This is a genomic window from Mycobacterium sp. NGS24 (assembly GCF_059813065.1).
On sequence record NZ_JCALDW010000013.1, the window covers coordinates 1 to 16,215 of the forward strand.

19 protein-coding genes are annotated in these 16,215 nt (G+C 65.2%); 11 read left to right on the forward strand and 8 right to left on the reverse strand.

The window, feature by feature from the left end; genetic code table 11:
• Positions 1-94 precede the first annotated feature (94 nt).
• The 6 genes from AC5Y6Y_RS17040 to AC5Y6Y_RS17065 all read left to right on the forward strand — a co-directional run bounded on the left by AC5Y6Y_RS17040 (position 95) and on the right by AC5Y6Y_RS17065 (position 4,794).
• Complete coding sequence (locus AC5Y6Y_RS17040) at positions 95-1,081, forward strand: LLM class F420-dependent oxidoreductase (protein WP_463828715.1); 987 nt, start codon at positions 95-97, stop codon at positions 1,079-1,081.
• 184 nt (positions 1,082-1,265) lie between these two features.
• Entirely contained in the window at positions 1,266-2,102 is an 837-nt protein-coding gene (locus tag AC5Y6Y_RS17045; RefSeq protein ID WP_473139911.1) for an SRPBCC family protein, read from the forward strand.
• A complete protein-coding gene (locus AC5Y6Y_RS17050) occupies positions 2,099-3,268 on the forward strand; it encodes a zinc-dependent alcohol dehydrogenase (protein ID WP_473139910.1) in 1,170 nt (389 codons plus the stop codon). The genes AC5Y6Y_RS17045 and AC5Y6Y_RS17050 overlap by 4 nt, the downstream gene beginning before the upstream one ends.
• Positions 3,269-3,281: 13 nt before the next feature.
• Positions 3,282-3,842: a type 1 glutamine amidotransferase domain-containing protein gene (locus AC5Y6Y_RS17055; protein WP_463828718.1), complete on the forward strand. Its 561-nt coding sequence runs from the start codon at positions 3,282-3,284 to the stop codon at positions 3,840-3,842.
• Between the two features lie 56 nt (positions 3,843-3,898).
• The gene (locus AC5Y6Y_RS17060; protein WP_463828719.1) at positions 3,899-4,591 is read left to right on the forward strand and encodes a HemK2/MTQ2 family protein methyltransferase; all 693 of its coding nucleotides are present in this window, start codon (positions 3,899-3,901) and stop codon (positions 4,589-4,591) included.
• Positions 4,588-4,794: a CDGSH iron-sulfur domain-containing protein gene (locus AC5Y6Y_RS17065; protein WP_473139909.1), complete on the forward strand. Its 207-nt coding sequence runs from the start codon at positions 4,588-4,590 to the stop codon at positions 4,792-4,794. Before AC5Y6Y_RS17060 ends, AC5Y6Y_RS17065 begins: the two co-directional genes overlap by 4 nt.
• Here the strand turns inward: AC5Y6Y_RS17065 and AC5Y6Y_RS17070 are convergent.
• Genes AC5Y6Y_RS17070 through AC5Y6Y_RS17095 form a run of 6 tightly spaced genes read right to left on the reverse strand, consistent with a single transcriptional unit; the run spans position 4,787 to position 10,353 of the window.
• Positions 4,787-5,806, reverse strand: a complete 1,020-nt coding sequence (locus tag AC5Y6Y_RS17070; RefSeq protein ID WP_463828721.1) for an iron-containing redox enzyme family protein — start codon at positions 5,804-5,806, stop codon at positions 4,787-4,789. The two genes, AC5Y6Y_RS17065 and AC5Y6Y_RS17070, sit on opposite strands and share 8 nt — an antisense overlap.
• Before the next feature lie 17 nt (positions 5,807-5,823).
• Positions 5,824-8,043, reverse strand: a complete 2,220-nt coding sequence (locus AC5Y6Y_RS17075; RefSeq protein ID WP_473139908.1) for a SpoIIE family protein phosphatase — start codon at positions 8,041-8,043, stop codon at positions 5,824-5,826.
• On the reverse strand, positions 8,040-8,639 hold the full coding sequence (locus AC5Y6Y_RS17080; protein ID WP_463828766.1) for a SpoIIE family protein phosphatase: 600 nt from the start codon (positions 8,637-8,639) through the stop codon (positions 8,040-8,042). The genes AC5Y6Y_RS17075 and AC5Y6Y_RS17080 overlap by 4 nt, the downstream gene beginning before the upstream one ends.
• Positions 8,640-8,670: 31 nt before the next feature.
• The gene (locus tag AC5Y6Y_RS17085; protein ID WP_463828723.1) at positions 8,671-9,081 is read right to left on the reverse strand and encodes an anti-sigma regulatory factor; all 411 of its coding nucleotides are present in this window, start codon (positions 9,079-9,081) and stop codon (positions 8,671-8,673) included.
• Entirely contained in the window at positions 9,071-9,460 is a 390-nt protein-coding gene (locus AC5Y6Y_RS17090) for an STAS domain-containing protein (RefSeq protein ID WP_463828724.1), read from the reverse strand. Before AC5Y6Y_RS17090 ends, AC5Y6Y_RS17085 begins: the two co-directional genes overlap by 11 nt.
• Positions 9,461-9,471: 11 nt before the next feature.
• Positions 9,472-10,353, reverse strand: a complete 882-nt coding sequence (locus AC5Y6Y_RS17095) for an STAS domain-containing protein (RefSeq protein ID WP_463828767.1) — start codon at positions 10,351-10,353, stop codon at positions 9,472-9,474.
• A gap of 155 nt (positions 10,354-10,508) precedes the next feature.
• Here AC5Y6Y_RS17095 and AC5Y6Y_RS17100 point away from each other — a divergent pair, with 155 nt between their 5' ends.
• From AC5Y6Y_RS17100 to AC5Y6Y_RS17120, 5 genes are all read left to right on the forward strand, one after another.
• Positions 10,509-10,877 (forward strand): STAS domain-containing protein, encoded by a 369-nt coding sequence (locus AC5Y6Y_RS17100; protein WP_463828725.1) that lies wholly within the window; start codon positions 10,509-10,511, stop codon positions 10,875-10,877.
• A 286-nt stretch (positions 10,878-11,163) separates the two neighbouring features.
• Positions 11,164-11,562, forward strand: a complete 399-nt coding sequence (locus AC5Y6Y_RS17105; protein ID WP_473139907.1) for a heme-binding protein — start codon at positions 11,164-11,166, stop codon at positions 11,560-11,562.
• Positions 11,563-11,627: 65 nt separating this feature from the next.
• Entirely contained in the window at positions 11,628-12,122 is a 495-nt protein-coding gene (locus AC5Y6Y_RS17110) for a DUF6328 family protein (RefSeq protein ID WP_463828727.1), read from the forward strand.
• Positions 12,123-12,188: 66 nt separating this feature from the next.
• Positions 12,189-13,244 (forward strand): DNA topoisomerase IB, encoded by a 1,056-nt coding sequence (locus tag AC5Y6Y_RS17115; protein ID WP_463828728.1) that lies wholly within the window; start codon positions 12,189-12,191, stop codon positions 13,242-13,244.
• A 49-nt stretch (positions 13,245-13,293) separates the two neighbouring features.
• Complete coding sequence (locus AC5Y6Y_RS17120; protein WP_463828729.1) at positions 13,294-13,932, forward strand: PAS and ANTAR domain-containing protein; 639 nt, start codon at positions 13,294-13,296, stop codon at positions 13,930-13,932.
• Here AC5Y6Y_RS17120 and AC5Y6Y_RS17125 read toward each other — a convergent pair whose 3' ends face one another.
• Both AC5Y6Y_RS17125 and AC5Y6Y_RS17130 read right to left on the reverse strand, forming a co-directional pair.
• Positions 13,933-14,913, reverse strand: a complete 981-nt coding sequence (locus AC5Y6Y_RS17125) for a helix-turn-helix transcriptional regulator (protein WP_473139906.1) — start codon at positions 14,911-14,913, stop codon at positions 13,933-13,935.
• A gap of 6 nt (positions 14,914-14,919) precedes the next feature.
• Positions 14,920-16,116, reverse strand: a complete 1,197-nt coding sequence (locus AC5Y6Y_RS17130; RefSeq protein ID WP_473139905.1) for a glycosyltransferase — start codon at positions 16,114-16,116, stop codon at positions 14,920-14,922.
• Positions 16,117-16,215: the final 99 nt, after the last annotated feature.

Below are 16,215 nucleotides of genomic sequence, written 5' to 3' on the forward strand. Positions count from 1 at the left end.
GCCGACAACCACCCACCACCCCACCCCGACGACGACCCACCACCCTTCTGACCGGCACCGTTTGCACTCGGTGGGCCGGGGTACCCGCTTAGGTATGGCACGGTTCGGCTATACCTTGATGACAGAGCAATGCGGTCCGAAAGAGCTTGTGCGCGATGCCGTTTCGGCCGAACAACGTGGGTTCGACTTCGAAGTATGCAGCGACCATTTCTCACCGTGGCTTGCTACCCAGGGCCATGCGCCCAATGCGTGGGCGGTGCTCGGCGCCGTGGCACACGCGACGGAAAACGTAGATCTCTACTCGTACGTGACCTGCCCGACGATGCGGTATCACCCGGCGATCGTCGCGCAACAAGCCGCCACCGTTCAGATCCTCGCCGACGGGCGGTTCACCCTCGGTCTGGGCAGCGGTGAAAACCTCAACGAGCATGTGGTCGGCAAAGGTTGGCCGACCGTCGAGCGACGGCAGGACATGCTGCGCGAAGCCATCAAGATCATCCGCGAATTGTTCAGCGGGGACTTGGTCGACTGGAAGGGTGACTACTTCCAAGTGGATTCGGCACGATTGTGGGATGTGCCCGACGTGCTGCCCGGCATCGCGGTAGCGCTCGCGGGTGCCAGGGGCGTCGACAAGCTGGGCAAACTCGCCGACCACTTGGTGGCGGTGCAGCCCGACAGCGAACTGGTCGACGCGTGGCATGTGGCGCGGCAGAGCGGCGGGTGGCCCGGGGCCGGGCGGGTGATCGGCCAGATCCCGATCTGCTGGGATCCCGATCGCGACACCGCCATCAAGCGCGCACACGACCAGTTCCGGTGGTTTGCCGGCGGCTGGGCCGTCAACGCCGACCTGCCGACACCCGCGGGTTTCGCCGGCGCGACGCAATTCGTCCGGCCCGAAGATGTCGCCGAGAGCATTCCGTGCGGCCCGGACCTGGACGCCATCGTCGAAGCAGTCAAGCCGTTCTGGGAAGGCGGTTTCAGCGACGTCGCGCTCATCCAAATCGGCGGCGACACACAGCAGCAATTCCTCGAGGAAGCCGCCGAACCACTGCTGGAGTCGTTGCGCGCAGCCTCGACCTAGGCAGGTTTGGCTGGCCAGAGCCCGGGTATGGCTGCCGTAACACGAGCGGGTCGGATCCGCTACCGGGTCTGAACGAGGGGTGTTGGTAATGAATGAGTCCGCTAGCAGGACCGTGGCATTGGTGAAAGGCCTTGGCGTAGCCAGTTTTGGGCTTGGTTTGTCGGAGATATTGGCACCAAGCAAAGTGGCAGACCTCGCCGGTGTCGACGAGACACCGCGGGCTCGGAAGATCATCCAGGCGCTGGGTGTTCGCGAATGTGGCCACGGCGCAGCGCTTTTGCTGGGTTCCGAAAAGCTGGTGTGGACGCGGGTGGCCGGCGACGTACTTGACGTCGCAGTGCTGGCTGCCGGCGTAGCCCGGCGTGGGCCCGGTCGCCGCACCAGAGGCAGCATCGCCCTCGCCGCCCTCACGGTGATCGGCGGCCTCGATCTGTACGCCGCTCTGAGTACCACCGGCGGTCAAAGCCCGCGCCATGCGGGCGGACAACATCATGAATCGCTGCGCGCCGCTGTTACCGTACTGCGTTCTCCCGACGAGGTTTACAACTATTGGCGGGACTTGGAAAACCTGCCCAGCTTCATGCATCACCTGCAGTCGGTCACCATCGACGCCGACGGCCGCTCCCACTGGGTCGCGAACGCTCCGGTGGGGCAACCCATTCGATGGGACGCGCGGATCGTCGACGACGTGCCCGGCAAGCGGATATCGTGGCAGTCGTTGCCCGGCTCGGGAATTGACAACAGCGGCTGTGTTGACTTCACCCCCGACGGCTCCGGCAGGGGCACCGAAATCCGAGTCACCATCGGCTATCAACTGCCGGGTGGCGGTCTGGCCAAGGCGGCGGCCGCGCTACTCGGTGAGTCACCTCAACAGCAGGTCAACGACGATCTCCGTCGATTCAAACAGATCATCGAAACGGGCCAGGTGACGCGCTCGGACGGATCGCCCGGCGGGACAGTCTCCTTCCAGCAGATGCACCAGCAGAACGCCCAACCCGCCAACCAAGGAAGTCAAGCATGAAAGCAACAGTGTGGGCCGGGCGTAATAGCGTTGAGGTGCAAACGGTTCCGGACCCGAAGATCCTCAACGACCGCGATGCCATCATTAGGGTGACCTCGACCGCCATCTGCGGGTCGGACCTGCACCTCTACGACGGATACATCCCCACCGTCAAGCACGGCGACGTGCTCGGACACGAATTCATGGGCGAAGTCGTCGAAATCGGAAAGAATGTCGGCAACCTCACGGTCGGTGACCGGGTGGTGGTCCCCTTTCCGATCGCATGCGGGGCATGTTCGGCGTGCAGCCGCGACCTGTACTCGCTATGCGAGAACTCCAATCCCAATGCTGGGATGGCAGAGAAGTTGCTGGGGCATTCGCCCGCAGGTATCTTCGGCTACTCCCACATGATGGGCGGTTTCGCCGGTGGGCAAGCCGAATACGTGCGGGTGCCGTTCGCCGATGTCGGCCCGTTGAAGGTCGAGGACGATCTGACCGACGATCAGGTGCTCTTCCTCTCCGACATCCTGCCGACCGGGTACATGGGCGCCGAGATGTGCGACATCCAGCCGGGTGATGTGGTGGCCGTATGGGGCGCCGGCCCGGTGGGTTTATTCGCCATGGTCAGCGCCCTGTTGCTGGGTGCTTCGAAAGTCATTGCCATAGACCAGGTCCCGTACCGGCTTGAACTGGCGCAGAAATTGGGAGCCACGACGCTCAACTTCGCTGAGACGTCGGTACTCGATGAGCTACAGGACATGACGGCCGGCCGCGGACCGGACCACTGCATCGACGCCGTCGGGTCGGAGGCCCGCAACGGATCGACCCTGGTCGACGCCTATGACCGGGTGAAACAGGCCGCGCGGCTGGAAACCGAACGGCCACACGCACTTCGAGAGGCGGCCATGAGTTGCCGCAACGGCGGAACGATCTCGATCGTCGGCGTCTACGGCGGGTTGATCGACAAGTTCCCCATCGGCGCGGTCATGAACCGATCGTTGACCATCAAGGCGGGTCAGTGCCACGTCCACAGGTATATGCGACCGTTGCTGGAACGCATCCGCAAGGGCGAGATCGACCCGACCGTCATCATCAGTCACCACCTGCAACTCGACCAGGCGTCGCATGGTTACGAGATCTTCAAGCACAAGCAGGACAGCTGCACCAAGGTGATCCTCAACCCGTAAAGGAGTGGAAACCATGTCAAATGAATTGGACGGCAAGCGGATCGCGTTTCTGGCCGCCGACGGGGTGGAGAAGGTCGAATTCGAGCAACCCCGCCAGGCGCTGCAGGAGGCCGGAGCCCAGACTTACCTGTTGTCGCTGGAAGACGGTGAAATCGAGGCCCGCAACCACGATCTGGAGCCGGCGGGCACAATCAAGGTCGACCGCAAGGTTTCGGACGCATCGGTCGACGAGTACGACGGACTCATTCTGCCCGGCGGCACGGTCAATCCTGACAAGTTACGCGCCAACAAAGATGCCGTCACCTTCGTGCGGGACTTCGTCGACTCCGGGAAGCCCGTCGCCGCCATCTGTCACGGGCCCTGGACGCTGGTGGAAGCCGGCGTGGTTGCCGGCCGCCGGATGACGTCGTATGGCAGCATCCGCACCGATCTGCGCAACGCGGGTGCCCGGGTGGTCGACGAAGAGGTGGTGGAGGACAAAAACATCATCACCAGTCGCTCACCGAAGGACCTCGACGCGTTCTGCAAAGCCGTCATCAAGCAGCTTGCCCAGGCTCCGGCGCGCGCCCGATAGCACCGGGCATTGGCAAAGCAGGTTTAACACGATCGTCTGCGGGCATTAATCTGGCCATGACAGCCACGTTGCCAGCTTCGGATTCGACTCCGATTGCCGAACGGGTTTACCAGCCGCAGCACGACTCGCACCTGCTCGTGGACACCATGCGGTGGACGGGTCTGATCCGGGGCCGTCGGGTGCTGGACCTGTGTACCGGATCGGGCTACGTCGCGATTTCGGCGGCACAGATGGGTTGTGCCAGCATCACCGCCTTCGACATCTGTCCGCAGGCCGTGCGCTATTCACGCAGCAACGCTTCCTGCGTCGGAGCCGATGTCGATGTGCGCCAAGGCTCGTGGGTCGACGCGTTGGATTGCGCCCCGTTCGACGTGGTGGTCTCCAATCCGCCGTATGTGCCCGCCCCTCCGCTCGACGACACCGACCGTATCCCCGCAGCAGCCGGTCCGTCGTGGGCGTGGAACGCCGGCCCCGACGGTCGGCAAGTACTGGACCCGCTGTGCGAAACGGCGTCAAAGTTGTTGTGCAACGGCGGATCTCTGCTCCTGGTGCACTCGGCGCTGGCCGGTGTGCAGCAGTCGATCGACCAGCTGCGTGCCACCGGGTTGGACGCCGACGTCGTTGCCAGTCAACTCATTCCGTTTGGACCGGTGCTGACGGCACGAGCAGAATGGCTCGAGGAACTGGGGCTCATCCGCCCGGGCCATCGGGAGGAAGAAATCGTGGTCATTCGAGCAGACAAGCCATGAGCACCACGCGAGTGCAGGTGATTCCCAACGGTCCGGTACTGGTCTCCGGTCCGGTGCGAATCGAGATGCCCGACGGCAATGTCGTGGAATCGGACCGCTTCATGGTGGCGGTCTGTACCTGTCGGCGCAGCCAGGACTATCCGCTGTGCGATACCAGCCATCGCAGATGCCGGTCGACCATAGTCAAGAACCTGACTAGCTGAGCGGCCGCCGCAGCGACGATTCCCCCCGCTGCCAGGACGCCATGATGACATCTGCCAGGCGGTTCTCCACGGCCGCATTGGCGCGGATGCCGAACACGACATCGCAGTCCAACTGCGGTTCGCGGGAAACGAGATCTCCCACCACGTCGAGGCGCACCACGTGCTCGTGCACGGCGTCCGCCTCCACGTGCTCACGGTAGAACTCGACGCACGCCGCGGGCGCCTGCATGCGGTGCAGGGCGTCGACCATCCGTCGTGACCCCGGCGGCGACGTGATTTCGGTCGCCGCGAAATGACCGACCGCCGCACCCCGCAGCCTGCGGTGCAACCCGAACATCGACATCAGGTTCACCACCGCCAATGCCTCCGCGGGCACCGAATCCAGATAACCCAGGTACGTCGAATCCAGGTCTGCCGCCTCCAGTAGGTCAGCGAACAGCTGCTGGTGCATCTGGGCACCCCGGCCGGCTCCGTACTCGTCGAACTCCACCGCGACGAAGGCTGCCTTGGCGGTACCGGTGAGCCGGGGAATGGCGAAGGCGTGCGGGTCGCCCTCTTTGAGGTGGTACAGCGATCGGTGGACGAAGTACTCCCGCATCTGCTCCCAGGTGCCGCTGTCCCGCAGGTAGTAGGACAGACCCGTGCCGTTCTTGGGTTCGATTGCCAGGGCGTCCATCTCGGCGGCTGCCGTGTCGGTGGGCCCGATGGGTCCCACGTCGCGGCGCACGCCGGCCAGAAAGACCCGCTCCAATTCGGCCCGGAAACCCAGCAGAGCGGGATTCCACTCCCAACCCGGGTCCACCGACGCGAAACCGCGGTAGTGCAGCTCGTAGCACAGGTACAGCGCCAGCTGCAGGTCAAGGCCGTACGGGTCGGAGTCACCTACCGCAGCACTGATCCGGCCGGACTGCTCGCGCGCGGCCGGCGCCGTCAACGCGCGGCACACCGCCGTCGACAGGGGACCGTGTGCCGCGGGCAGGACAGGCTCCACGGCTACCGACACATGAGTCACAACGATCTTTTACCCCGCTATCGGTCAGGCAAACGGAAGACGGCCTCGATCGTGGTGCCGTCGACGCCGTGGTCGACTTCCATCGACTCGCTCATCGCCCGCATCAGCGGCAGGCCACGCCCGCCAGTGCGCGGATTCGCCGCCGGGGGTTTCCAACGACCGGTGTCGACGATCCGCGCCCGGATCTCGCCGTGGTCGGCACGCATCTCGACCAGCATTTTCATGGCGGGTTCCCCGGCATAGGCATGCTCGACGCAGTTGGTGCAGGCCTCTCCGACCACCAGCACGATGTCGCCCGCCAGCTCCTCCGGGACCTCGGCGGCCCGCAACCACGAACGCAGCCACCGTCGCACCGGCGCCAGCTGAGCTGCGGTGGCATCGGTTTCGATGCGCAGCGGCGCCAGTTGGTGCCGGTAGACCACCATCGCGACGTCATCGTCGTAGCCGGCCTGCGGCGCCAGCTTGTCCAGCACCGTTTCGGCCACCGCGTCGACCGGCAACTGAGCCGCGTCGGTCAGCACTTCGGCGACCCGGGCCAGGCCATCGTCGATCGACTCGTGCCGGCGCTCCACCAAGCCGTCGGTGAACAACATCAGCGTCGATCCCGGCGGCAGCACCTCGGCGGCCTGCGGACGACTTGTGTTGCGGCGCACGGCAAGTGGCACCGAACCGGCATTGGTCAGCAGCGTCGTCTCCGAATCCGCCCCCGGTCGGGGCTTGACCAGCACGGCGGGCATGTGGCCGGCATTGCTGTACTCCAGCACCCCGGACTCGGTGTCTAAGATCGCCAGGAACACCGTCGTGCAGTAGGCGTCCGGAATCAGCGACGCCGCCGCGTCGAGCTGCTCGAGCAGCACGGCCGGCTTGGCCCCGGTGAGCAACAAGGCCCGCGACGAGCTGCGCAGCTGACCCATGATCGCGGCCGCCGGCAACCCGCGGCCCACGCAGTCACCGACGACGATCCCGATGCGCCGGTCGTCGATCGCGATCACGTCGTACCAGTCGCCGCTGATTTCCAGCGGTTCGACCGCCGGTTCATACCGCACCGCGAAGCCCGGCGGCGGCTGCATCGGCGGCAGCATGGCCCGCTGCAGCGTCAGCGACGTCACCCGCGCATTCTCGAACTGGCGGACATGCTGAATGGCCAGACTGAGATGGCCGATCAGAACGGTCACCAGCAACCGATCCTCCCCGCTGACCCAGCGCGGCGTACGAAGCTCCAACCACAGCGCGACATCCCCGGTGCCGGACAGCATGACGACCAACCCGCGGGCCTTGCCCGGCGCGTCCGGCCACTCGACCGTCTTGGCCGTCAGCGGCAACTGGTGACGGGCATCCAGGAAAGTCTGCCGCAGAACCGGATCCATTGTGCGCCAGCTCGATTCAGCGGGTTCGCCGGCGACCTCGACGGTCGGCTCGCCATCGCCGCTGGGCCACAACACCGCCACCACGCGCTGCACGTCGACGGCGGTGCGGCACTCTTCGAGGGTCACCTGCAGCACCTCGGCCACACTCTTGGCCACGGCCACCGAGGTGGCCAGTCGCAGCACCGCACCCTCGCGCGCGGCGAATGCGCGCTGGGCGGTGACGTCACGCACCGTGCCGACGTAGACGTCGCCCTCGTCGTCGGGGCTGCGGACTGCGTTGATGCTCACTGCCACCCACAAGAGATGGCCGCTCGGGTGGCGGACCGGAATCTCGTACTGGGCGCTGCCTTCGCTGCGTAGCCGCCGCTGGTGCCGGTAGACGCCCTCCTGATCGACCAGCCAGGGCTGCGGCCACGGGTAGGGCAGGCCTTCGGCGCCGTAGCCGAGGATATCGGCGAACGCGTTGTTCACTTCGATCACCGCACCATCCTGGTCGGCGACGAAGAACCCCTCCTGTAGTGAGTTCACCAGCGCGGTGCGGAATTTGTCACGATCCGCCAGATCCTCTGCCCGGGCCCGCTCGGCCGCGAATTTCTTTGTGCCGTCCAGGAATCCGCGGGTTGCGACGTCCAGCGGCGCCAGTGTCTGCAGCAGGAATTCCAGGGCGGGGGCGCGCTCGGCGGCAGCGGTCCTGGACAGGTCGTTGAGCATTTGGAAGGTGTGCTCGATGATGTCGAGCATGCTGATTCGTTCCTGCAGCGCCCGGCGTCCGAGTTCGTAACCCCGTGCCAGGACGTCCTCGTCGCGGGCATCCAGGTAACTGCTCAGCGCGGACCGGTACTGGGTGTGGAAGTCGTCCGAACTGCTCATGTCGGAATGCCCCGGTGCCGCGCGGCAAGAACCATCGCGTCGTCACTTTCCTTGGCGTGCTTGGTGAGTATCTGCTCGGCGATGTCTTTGGCCGACGCGGCGAAGTCGATGTGGTCGAGGTGATCTTCGGTGATCCCGTCACTGCTGACGACCAGGAGATCCCCGGTGCGGATCGGAACCGTTTGTGCGGGACGGGTTTCCGGTATCCGGTAGCCGACGATGCCGCCGGCCAGTCGGGCGCTGGACCGGATCTGGGCGCCGCTGATGCTTTTGGCGACCAAGTGGGCGCTGACGTTGCCGATGCCGGTCCAGGTGAGTTTCGACGCCTGGAAATCGATCGTCGCCAGGGTTATCGCGGCACCCCTGGTGCCCTCCAGCACCCGGTGGCACAGCTGGATGAGCACCTCGAGGCGTTCGCTACGAGCCCCGTCGAGTGCCTCGATCGCGGTGAGCGCGGCGCTGGCGGCCTCCGGGCCATGACCGAGGCCGTCCAGCACACCGAAGAGTGCGTGGTCGTTGTCGATATCGACGGCGATCGACTGATCGCCGCAGACGTGCTCGCCCGGCCGTGCCCGACTCGCCGTCGCCCACTCGATCGGACCGAACCGGCCCGCGGACCGGACCTGCTCAGGCACGGGCCGGGACCCATTTCCACATCTCGATGACCGTGCCCCGACCGAGCGCGGACTCCACGATCAACCGATCCATCAGCCGCCGCGCACCGGGCAGGCCCATACCCAGCCCGCGCCCGGTGGTGTAACCGTCCTCCATGGCGCGGTCGATGTCGGCGATGCCGGGTCCGTCGTCCTCGGCGCGCACCACCAGCGCCCTGCGGCCCTCCCGGTCGGCGACCGCGACCCGCACCTCGCCGCGGCCGGCGTAGCTGGTGATATTGCGCGCGATCTCGGAGATCGCGGTGGAGATCATCGTGACGTCGGTCAACGAGAAGCCGAGGTCGAGGGCAAGCTGATGCCCGGCTTTGCGGGCGGCGACGATGTCGTCCGAGGTGTTGATGGCGACCACAATCTCACCCGCCACCGTCGCGCCCGATCGTCGACTTATTCAGTCCCAGTTTCTTGTGCAGCACCGCGATGCCTTCTTCCAGGTCCAGCGCGGTGCTCATGTCGTCGAAGGCCAGGCCGAGTTGCACCATGGCGAAGGCGACCTCGGGCTGCAGACCCACGATCACGGTGGTCGCCCCACGCAGCCGGGTCATGTGCGCGATCGTCCGCAGCGAGCGGGCGGCGAACGAATCCATCACGTCGATGGCGGTGACGTCGACAACGATGCCCTGCGCGCGAAACCGGCTGACCCGCTCCATCAGATCTTCGCGCAGGCGCTCGGTGTCCGAGTCGGTCAACGCGGCCTGCACCGTCGCGATCAGAATCGCGCCCTGTTTCAGAATCGGAACTGGCATGCGGAGCTTGGCTACTCGCCGGTGCGGGTGACTTCGTAGCCGAGTAGCCGCTCGGCTTCCTCGATCCCACCCTGCAGGTCGCCGACGGCATTCATCTTGGACAGGTCCAGGCCGATCGTCACCAGCGTCAGGGCGATCTCCGAGGACAGCCCGGTGATGATCACGCTGGCACCCATCAGCCCGGACGCGTCGACCGTCTGCACCAGATGGTTGGCCACCGTGGAGTCGATGGTGGGCACACCGGTGATGTCGATGACGACCACCTTGGCCCGGTTGGCGCGAATCGCCCGCAGCAACTGCTCGGTGACCTGCCGGGCGCGTTGACTGTCCAACACGCCGATGATCGGCAGAATCAGCAGCTGTTCGCGCACCTGCAGCACCGGCGTGGACAGTTCGCGGATGGCCTCCTGCTGCTGGCGGATGATGCGTTCGCGCTCCTGGACGAAGCTGACGCCCACGGTGTTGGCGATCCGGTTGGCGGCGGGCTCATAGGCGTCCAGCACCTGGTTCAGCATGTCGAACTCGGCCTGATACTTCTCGAACAGCGAGCGCGCCAGCACGTCGCGCAACAGCAGCACGATGCCGAGGACTTCGTCGGTTTCCACGCCCCGCGGAATGATCCGCTCAGACAGGTCGCGCGCGTAGTCCTGCAGCGCCTCGACGCTGCCGGTCTCCAGCACCTCGACGTAGTTGTCGTAGACGGCGGTCGCTTCGGAGAAGATCTCCTCCGGCGTCATCGCGGTGAGCAGTTCGGCTTCGGTGATTCTGCGGGCCCACTCTTCGCGCAGCGCGGTCCGGTTCCGTCTCAGGTGCTGGACCAGCTGCGGCAGCAAGCCTTCGCTGGAGACGCCGGCGGCGGCATTGCTGGTGAAATCCGTCGTCGAATCAGACATCGTCGAATCAGACATCGTTGCCTCCAAGGCCTGCCGGGCGCGGGTGCTATGGGGAGACTAGCTTGAGGTGCAGGGTTGAGGATGTTGAGGTCTTCTTCTTCTCGCCATTACCGCAGCAGGTTAGGCTTGCACCACACCCGGACGAAGGATCGCCATTGTCAGCTCCTGATTCGATCACCGCCACGGTCTCTGACCACGACGGAGTAGTCGTGCTCAGCATCGGCGGCGAAATCGACCTGGTTACGGCGCCCGCCCTCGACGAAGCAATCGACGGCGTGTTGGTCGACCGACCGGCCGCGTTGATCATCGACCTGTCCGCGGTGGAATTCCTGGGCTCGGTGGGCTTGAAAATCCTGGCGGCCACCTACGAGAAACTCGGTGACGTTGCGGAGTTCGGCGTGGTGGCCCGGGGTCCGGCGACCCGGCGACCGATTCATCTGACCGGTCTGGACAAGACATTCCCGCTGTACCCGTCTCTCGACGACGCCCTGACCGGCGCGCGGGACGGCAAGCTCAACCGCTGACCCGGGCGGATCGAGATAACGGTTGCGTCACGAATTCAGGTCACGATTCGTTAAGAAACCCGCCGAGTTTCTGAGAATTCTCAGCGTTTGCGTGCACGTTTACTCGTTCGTTTAGCTAATAGGGCAACACGAGTTGCTCGTGTCACATATTTCCCCGAGCCCGGATGGTTTGGTTTGTTCGGCAGCCGCGAACAACAAACGATCGCGATTTTGCTTCCGCTACTTTGGATTTCAGGGACTCGGGAGCCCTGGCGATCAGTTCGCTAATGCGGAGGAACACATCATTATGAAATTCAGCAGTATCGTCGCGCCACGACGAGTGGCCGGTGTCAGCGCCGGTTGTCTGCTCGGGGGAGTCGTTATCGGAATCGTCGGCGCGCCATCGGCCGCGGCGGCACCCGACTGCAGCCCGGAAGGCGTCAACGCCACCGTCTCGTCCGTCACCGGCGCAGCGCAGCAGTACCTCGCCGGTCACCCGGGCGCCAACCGGGTGGTAATGGACGCCTACGGTCAGCCGCGGGGTGAGGCGGCCGCCAACATTCGCGGTTACTTCACCGCGCATCCCAACGAGTACCACGACCTGCGTGGGATTCTGGCGCCGATCGGCGACACCGAACGGCAGTGCAATGTGACGGCGTTGCCGTCGAACCTGGAGTCGGCCTACCACGAGTTCATGGCCGGCTGATTCAACCGCACTGAACCGAACGACCCGCCACCACCCGGTGGCGGGTCGTTCGGCATGATCACGCCATGGATGTCGATCATCCGGAACGGGACCAGAACTGGGATCGCCGCGAACGTGGGGAAACCGAAGTCGAGCGGCTCGACCGCAACTGGAACAGCCTGCTGCAAGAGCTGCGAGTGGTGCAGACCGGTGTGCAACTGCTCACCGGGTTCCTGTTGACGCTGCCGTTCCAAACCCGGTTCGACGTGCTGAACCACGACATGCGGGTGGTGTACCTGGTGACCGTCGGGTGCTCAGTGGGTGCGACGATCATGCTGATCACACCGGTCGGCCTGCACCGCCTGCTGTTCCGGCGGCACCGGACCGCTGTCCTGGTTTCCGCGGCGCACCGCTGTGCGTTCTGGGGGCTGTGCCTGTTGGGGCTGGCGCTGACGGGGATGACGGTGATCATCTTCAGTGCGGTCGCCGGCAACATTGCCGGCATCACCGCGGGGAGCTGTGCACTGGCGTTGCTGGGCGTCGCCTGGCTGCTGGTGCCGCTGGTGCTGCGCAAGGTGTAAGTGCTGGCCGCGCGGGTAATTCAGGCTGCAGCCGACCGCGAGTCGGGGACATGCGGAGGACCCACCATGCGGCTGCGCCGCAGTGTGTTGAGCAAGCCGGGAATCACCCGCAAGCGCCGCGGTAAGGGCTTCGCCTTCTACGGCCCGGACGGTGACCTGCTGACGGATGACAAGACGGTGCAGCGGATCAAGGACCTGGTCATCCCGCCGGCCTGGAAGAAGGTATGGATCTCGCCGTATCCCAACGGTCACATCCAGGCTGTCGGGACCGACGCAGCCGGCCGCCGGCAATACCTGTATCACGAGCTCTGGCAACAGGAACGCGCCGAGGAGAAGTTCGACCGGGTGTTGGAGCTGTCCACCAAATTGCCGGCCTGGCGCGAGCAGATCGCACGCGACCTGGACAGTCGCGGACTGAATCGGGAACGGGTGCTGGCGTTGGGTCTGCACCTGCTGGACCTCGGCTACTTCCGGGCCGGCGGTGAGCAGTACGCCGAGGAGAACGAGTCCTACGGGCTGGCGACGCTGTTGTGTGAGCACGTGACGGTAAGTAAGGACGCGGTGGCGTTCGACTACCCCGCCAAGAGCGGTGTGCAACGTCAGTACGAGGTCAAGAACGCCGAAGTGGTCCGGGCGGTACGCGCGCTGCTACGCAGGACCGACTGCAGCGGTCGATTCCTGGTGTGCCGCAACGGTTCCAACTGGGTCGAGGTGAAGGCTGACGACATCAACACGCGGTTCAAGGAGCTGGTCGGCAGCGAGTACAGCGTGAAGGACCTGCGCACCTGGCACGGCACGGTGCTGGCCGCCGCGGCGTTCGCCGACGCCGACCCCGCGGTATCGGAACGGCAGGCCAAGAAGATCGAAGCCGCCGTCATGCGGGAGGTCGCTGCGGAGTTGGGCAACACCCCGGCGGTCGCGCGCGGCTCCTACGTCGATCCGCGGGTGGTCCGCGGTTACCGGCAGGGAGCGACCATCGAGAAGGCGGTGCAGCGGGCCGCACGGGCCCGTCGTGCTGGCGCCGGTCAACTCATTCTGGAAGAGGCCACCCACAAGCTGATCCGGCGAGTCGCCCGAAGTGACAATGCATCTGGGACTGCGAGGCTGGCCAAAACGGCCTGAGTCGTGCAAAAGGGGTCCGTGCGTACCGGGGCCGAATAATATGAGGCGGGTGTGCGCAGATTCGCGGCGAAAGAAGGGCCGCCGGTGGCCCGCGGTGGGTAGATTCCGCTACCTGACCCGTGAGGACCGTTGGGAGTGGTCCGAAGAGGTCGCCCGGATGCATGGTTACGAACCCGGTACCGTCACGCCGAACACCCAATTGCTGCTCAAGCACAAACATCCCGACGACAAACCCACCGTGCCGGAGCTCATCGAGCAGGTGCGCCGGCACGGTGCCGCGTTCAGCAGCAGACACCGGATCATCGACACCCGGGGCGAGACCCACGTTGTCGTAGTGGTGGGAGACCGATTCTCCGGGCCCGACGGCCGATTGCTCGGAATCGGCGGCTTTTACATCGACATCACCGACCAGTTCGACGCCGACCTGCAAAAGCATCTCAGCGAGGCGCTGCTGGCCGTCGATTCCCGCCGCGCCGTCATCAACCAGGCCATGGGAATCCTGATGCTGCGCTACGGCGTCAACTCCGATTCGGCCTTCGACATACTAGTCAGACTGTCCCAGGAATCCAACGTCAAACTGCGCAATATCGCCGAGCGGGTGGTCGCTGAGATCACCACGCAGGACGACGAAGACGACGCTGCCTATCGGGTCGACCGGCTCTTGCGAACTCCGCGCGACGGGCACTGATCACTGCTGCAGGGTGGTGTGTGGGCTCTGCCCGTAGCTGGCACGATAGATCGAGGCGAATCGGCCGGTGTGGCTGAAGCCCCAGCGTTGCGCGATCTCGGCGACGGTGGTGGTGGACCGGTCGCCGGCGCTGAGGTCTTGATGGGCACGCTGCAACCGGGTGCGCCGCAGATACTCGGTCGGCGTCGTGCCCAGGTGTTGCCGGAACAGGTACTGCACCGCCCGCGGCGTCATGCGCAGCGCGTCGGCAATGTCGTTGACGCCGATACCATCTCCGCAGTGGCGGTGAACGAACGAGACCGCGACCTTCAGGCTGGGCGGCAGGGTCGGGTTGCTCAGCAGTTCGCGGTCGGCGTGCAGATTGGATGGGAAGCACTCGAGCAGCGCAGCACCGAGCAGGCGCGCTGCCGCCGCAACGATCAACGGCTGACTGGTCGTCTCCGCGCGTCCGAAGCTGGCGATGACGTAATCGAGTGCCTGACTCCAGGAATGGGCAACAGCGTCGGTGCGCGGACGGCAGTCCAGGAACTGGAATCGCTGCGCCAGCGGCCCACCTCGCTCGGCCGCAACGTGACTCAACAGCTGCAGATTCATGCTGACGACGTGAAAGCGTGCGGTGTTGGCCTGCAGCACGCAGGGCAGACCGTCGGCGGCGAGCACTGCTGTTTCCAGCCGAGCGCCCGGGTCGCCTGCCACGGTCAGCGAACCCGCGCGCGGCTGAATGGCCACGACAGAGTCGGTGGGTCGGATCTCACACCCCACCCGACCTTCCACCAGCAACTCGTCCACCGTGACGCAATCGGCTTCGAAACGCCGATGGGTGATCGAGGTGCCGCGCGCCAGACTGCTGATCCGCCATCCCGGCTGGTACGCCTCGGCGAAGAACTGGGTCGCGGTCTCGGACGTGGTGGTACGGAATTGCCGGTATCGAATTGCGTTGCTGGAGTAGTAATTCCCGTTTCTTGCGGGTAGCACAGGCATCTGTTCCTATGCCACGGTGTGGAACTTGACGCGGCCTGCCGGGTCTAGTGGCACCCCCAGGTGTCGCGACAGGGTCTGGTGATAGATGCTGAGTGCATCCATCGCGACCCGATTCCAGCTGAACCGCGACACCGCCCGGGAGCGGCCGGCCGAACCCATGCTGTCCCGCTGAAAGCTCTGGTGCTCAAGAGCGCGCAGGGCTGACGCTAATTCGCGAGAATCATCGGGGGACACCAGTAGTCCGGTGACCCCGTTGATCACCACATCGTTCAGAGCGTCCACGGCGGCACCGACTACTACCACTCCGCTGGCCATGGCTTGCAACGCCGTCGTCGCCTGCGGCGCCCGTCGGGGTGTGCACGCAACCACGTGGGCGGACCGCATGAGAGCCGGAACATCTTCGGGGACAACGTGTCCGACGAAGTGCACCCGGTCGCGGACACCGAGTCTGGCGGCGAGTTCCCGCAGCGCTGCCGTCGGTCTGTCTGTTGCGTCCAGGGGGTTCGTCTGCGCAATCACCAACTCCGCGGCGGGAAGTTTGACCAGAGCGCGAACGGACTTGTCGAATCCGTTGCAGGGCATGCTGTTCGGTGCCAGCTGCAGAATGCGAAACGAGCCGTCGTCGACCACCCTCGGTCCGGGCGGCGTGTGAAGATCGACGTCGATTCCGGTGGACAGGACCGAAAGCTGCGCGCGGCGGCGGCGTAACCGGGTCAAGGTAGTTACCTCGGCAGTGCTGCCACCGGTCACCCACGCGGCATTGCGGACCAGCAGCGGTTCGATCCGGGCGCGTTCCGCGTCGGCCGCGGTGCCGTCCGGCGCCGCGAGACCGTAGAAACTCTGCACGACGGGCAACCGGTCCGGTCGGGCGGCCAGTTGTGCCGCCAACCCGCCCAGCCACCCGAAGGCGTGCACGATGTCGGGCGGGTCCGCCGCCCACTGCCGGGTCAGCATCGCAGACCACTGACCGATCCACGGCAAAACCTCCACCGGCGGCACCGAATCGTACGGGCCGACCTCAGCAGAGGCTTGGCGATAAGTTGGTTTGACGGGTGTCGCGATCAATTCGTCTCGACGGCGGCGATGTGCCTGGACGGTCACTCCCTGTTCCGCGAGCGCGGCGCAGAACGATGCCTCGTCGGCGACCCCATATTGTTCGTAATCAGAAAACGCGTCATCCCCGCTGACGACGGCAACTCTCACTGACAGTTCATTTCTCGAGACTCCTTCGTCTGTACTACGAGAAGTCGGAGATACCCCTTTCGATGGTTTGGACAAACGGCGACGGCCCAGCGGTTCGCT

Bases quoted from the DNA above. Each gene is read 5' to 3' on its own strand.
- AC5Y6Y_RS17090 (WP_463828724.1), bottom strand. From the start codon at position 9,460: ATGCCAGTTCCGATTCTGAAACAGGGCGCGATTCTGATCGCGACGGTG.
- AC5Y6Y_RS17065 (WP_473139909.1), top strand. From the start codon at position 4,588: ATGAGCACCACGCGAGTGCAGGTGATTCCCAACGGTCCGGTACTGGTC.
- AC5Y6Y_RS17105 (WP_473139907.1), top strand. From the start codon at position 11,164: ATGAAATTCAGCAGTATCGTCGCGCCACGACGAGTGGCCGGTGTCAGC.
- AC5Y6Y_RS17115 (WP_463828728.1), top strand. From the start codon at position 12,189: ATGCGGCTGCGCCGCAGTGTGTTGAGCAAGCCGGGAATCACCCGCAAG.
- AC5Y6Y_RS17095 (WP_463828767.1), bottom strand. From the start codon at position 10,353: ATGTCTGATTCGACGACGGATTTCACCAGCAATGCCGCCGCCGGCGTC.
- AC5Y6Y_RS17125 (WP_473139906.1), bottom strand. From the start codon at position 14,913: ATGCCTGTGCTACCCGCAAGAAACGGGAATTACTACTCCAGCAACGCA.
- AC5Y6Y_RS17075 (WP_473139908.1), bottom strand. From the start codon at position 8,043: ATGAGCAGTTCGGACGACTTCCACACCCAGTACCGGTCCGCGCTGAGC.
- AC5Y6Y_RS17050 (WP_473139910.1), top strand. From the start codon at position 2,099: ATGAAAGCAACAGTGTGGGCCGGGCGTAATAGCGTTGAGGTGCAAACG.
- AC5Y6Y_RS17040 (WP_463828715.1), top strand. From the start codon at position 95: ATGGCACGGTTCGGCTATACCTTGATGACAGAGCAATGCGGTCCGAAA.
- AC5Y6Y_RS17110 (WP_463828727.1), top strand. From the start codon at position 11,628: ATGGATGTCGATCATCCGGAACGGGACCAGAACTGGGATCGCCGCGAA.
- AC5Y6Y_RS17060 (WP_463828719.1), top strand. From the start codon at position 3,899: ATGACAGCCACGTTGCCAGCTTCGGATTCGACTCCGATTGCCGAACGG.
- AC5Y6Y_RS17055 (WP_463828718.1), top strand. From the start codon at position 3,282: ATGTCAAATGAATTGGACGGCAAGCGGATCGCGTTTCTGGCCGCCGAC.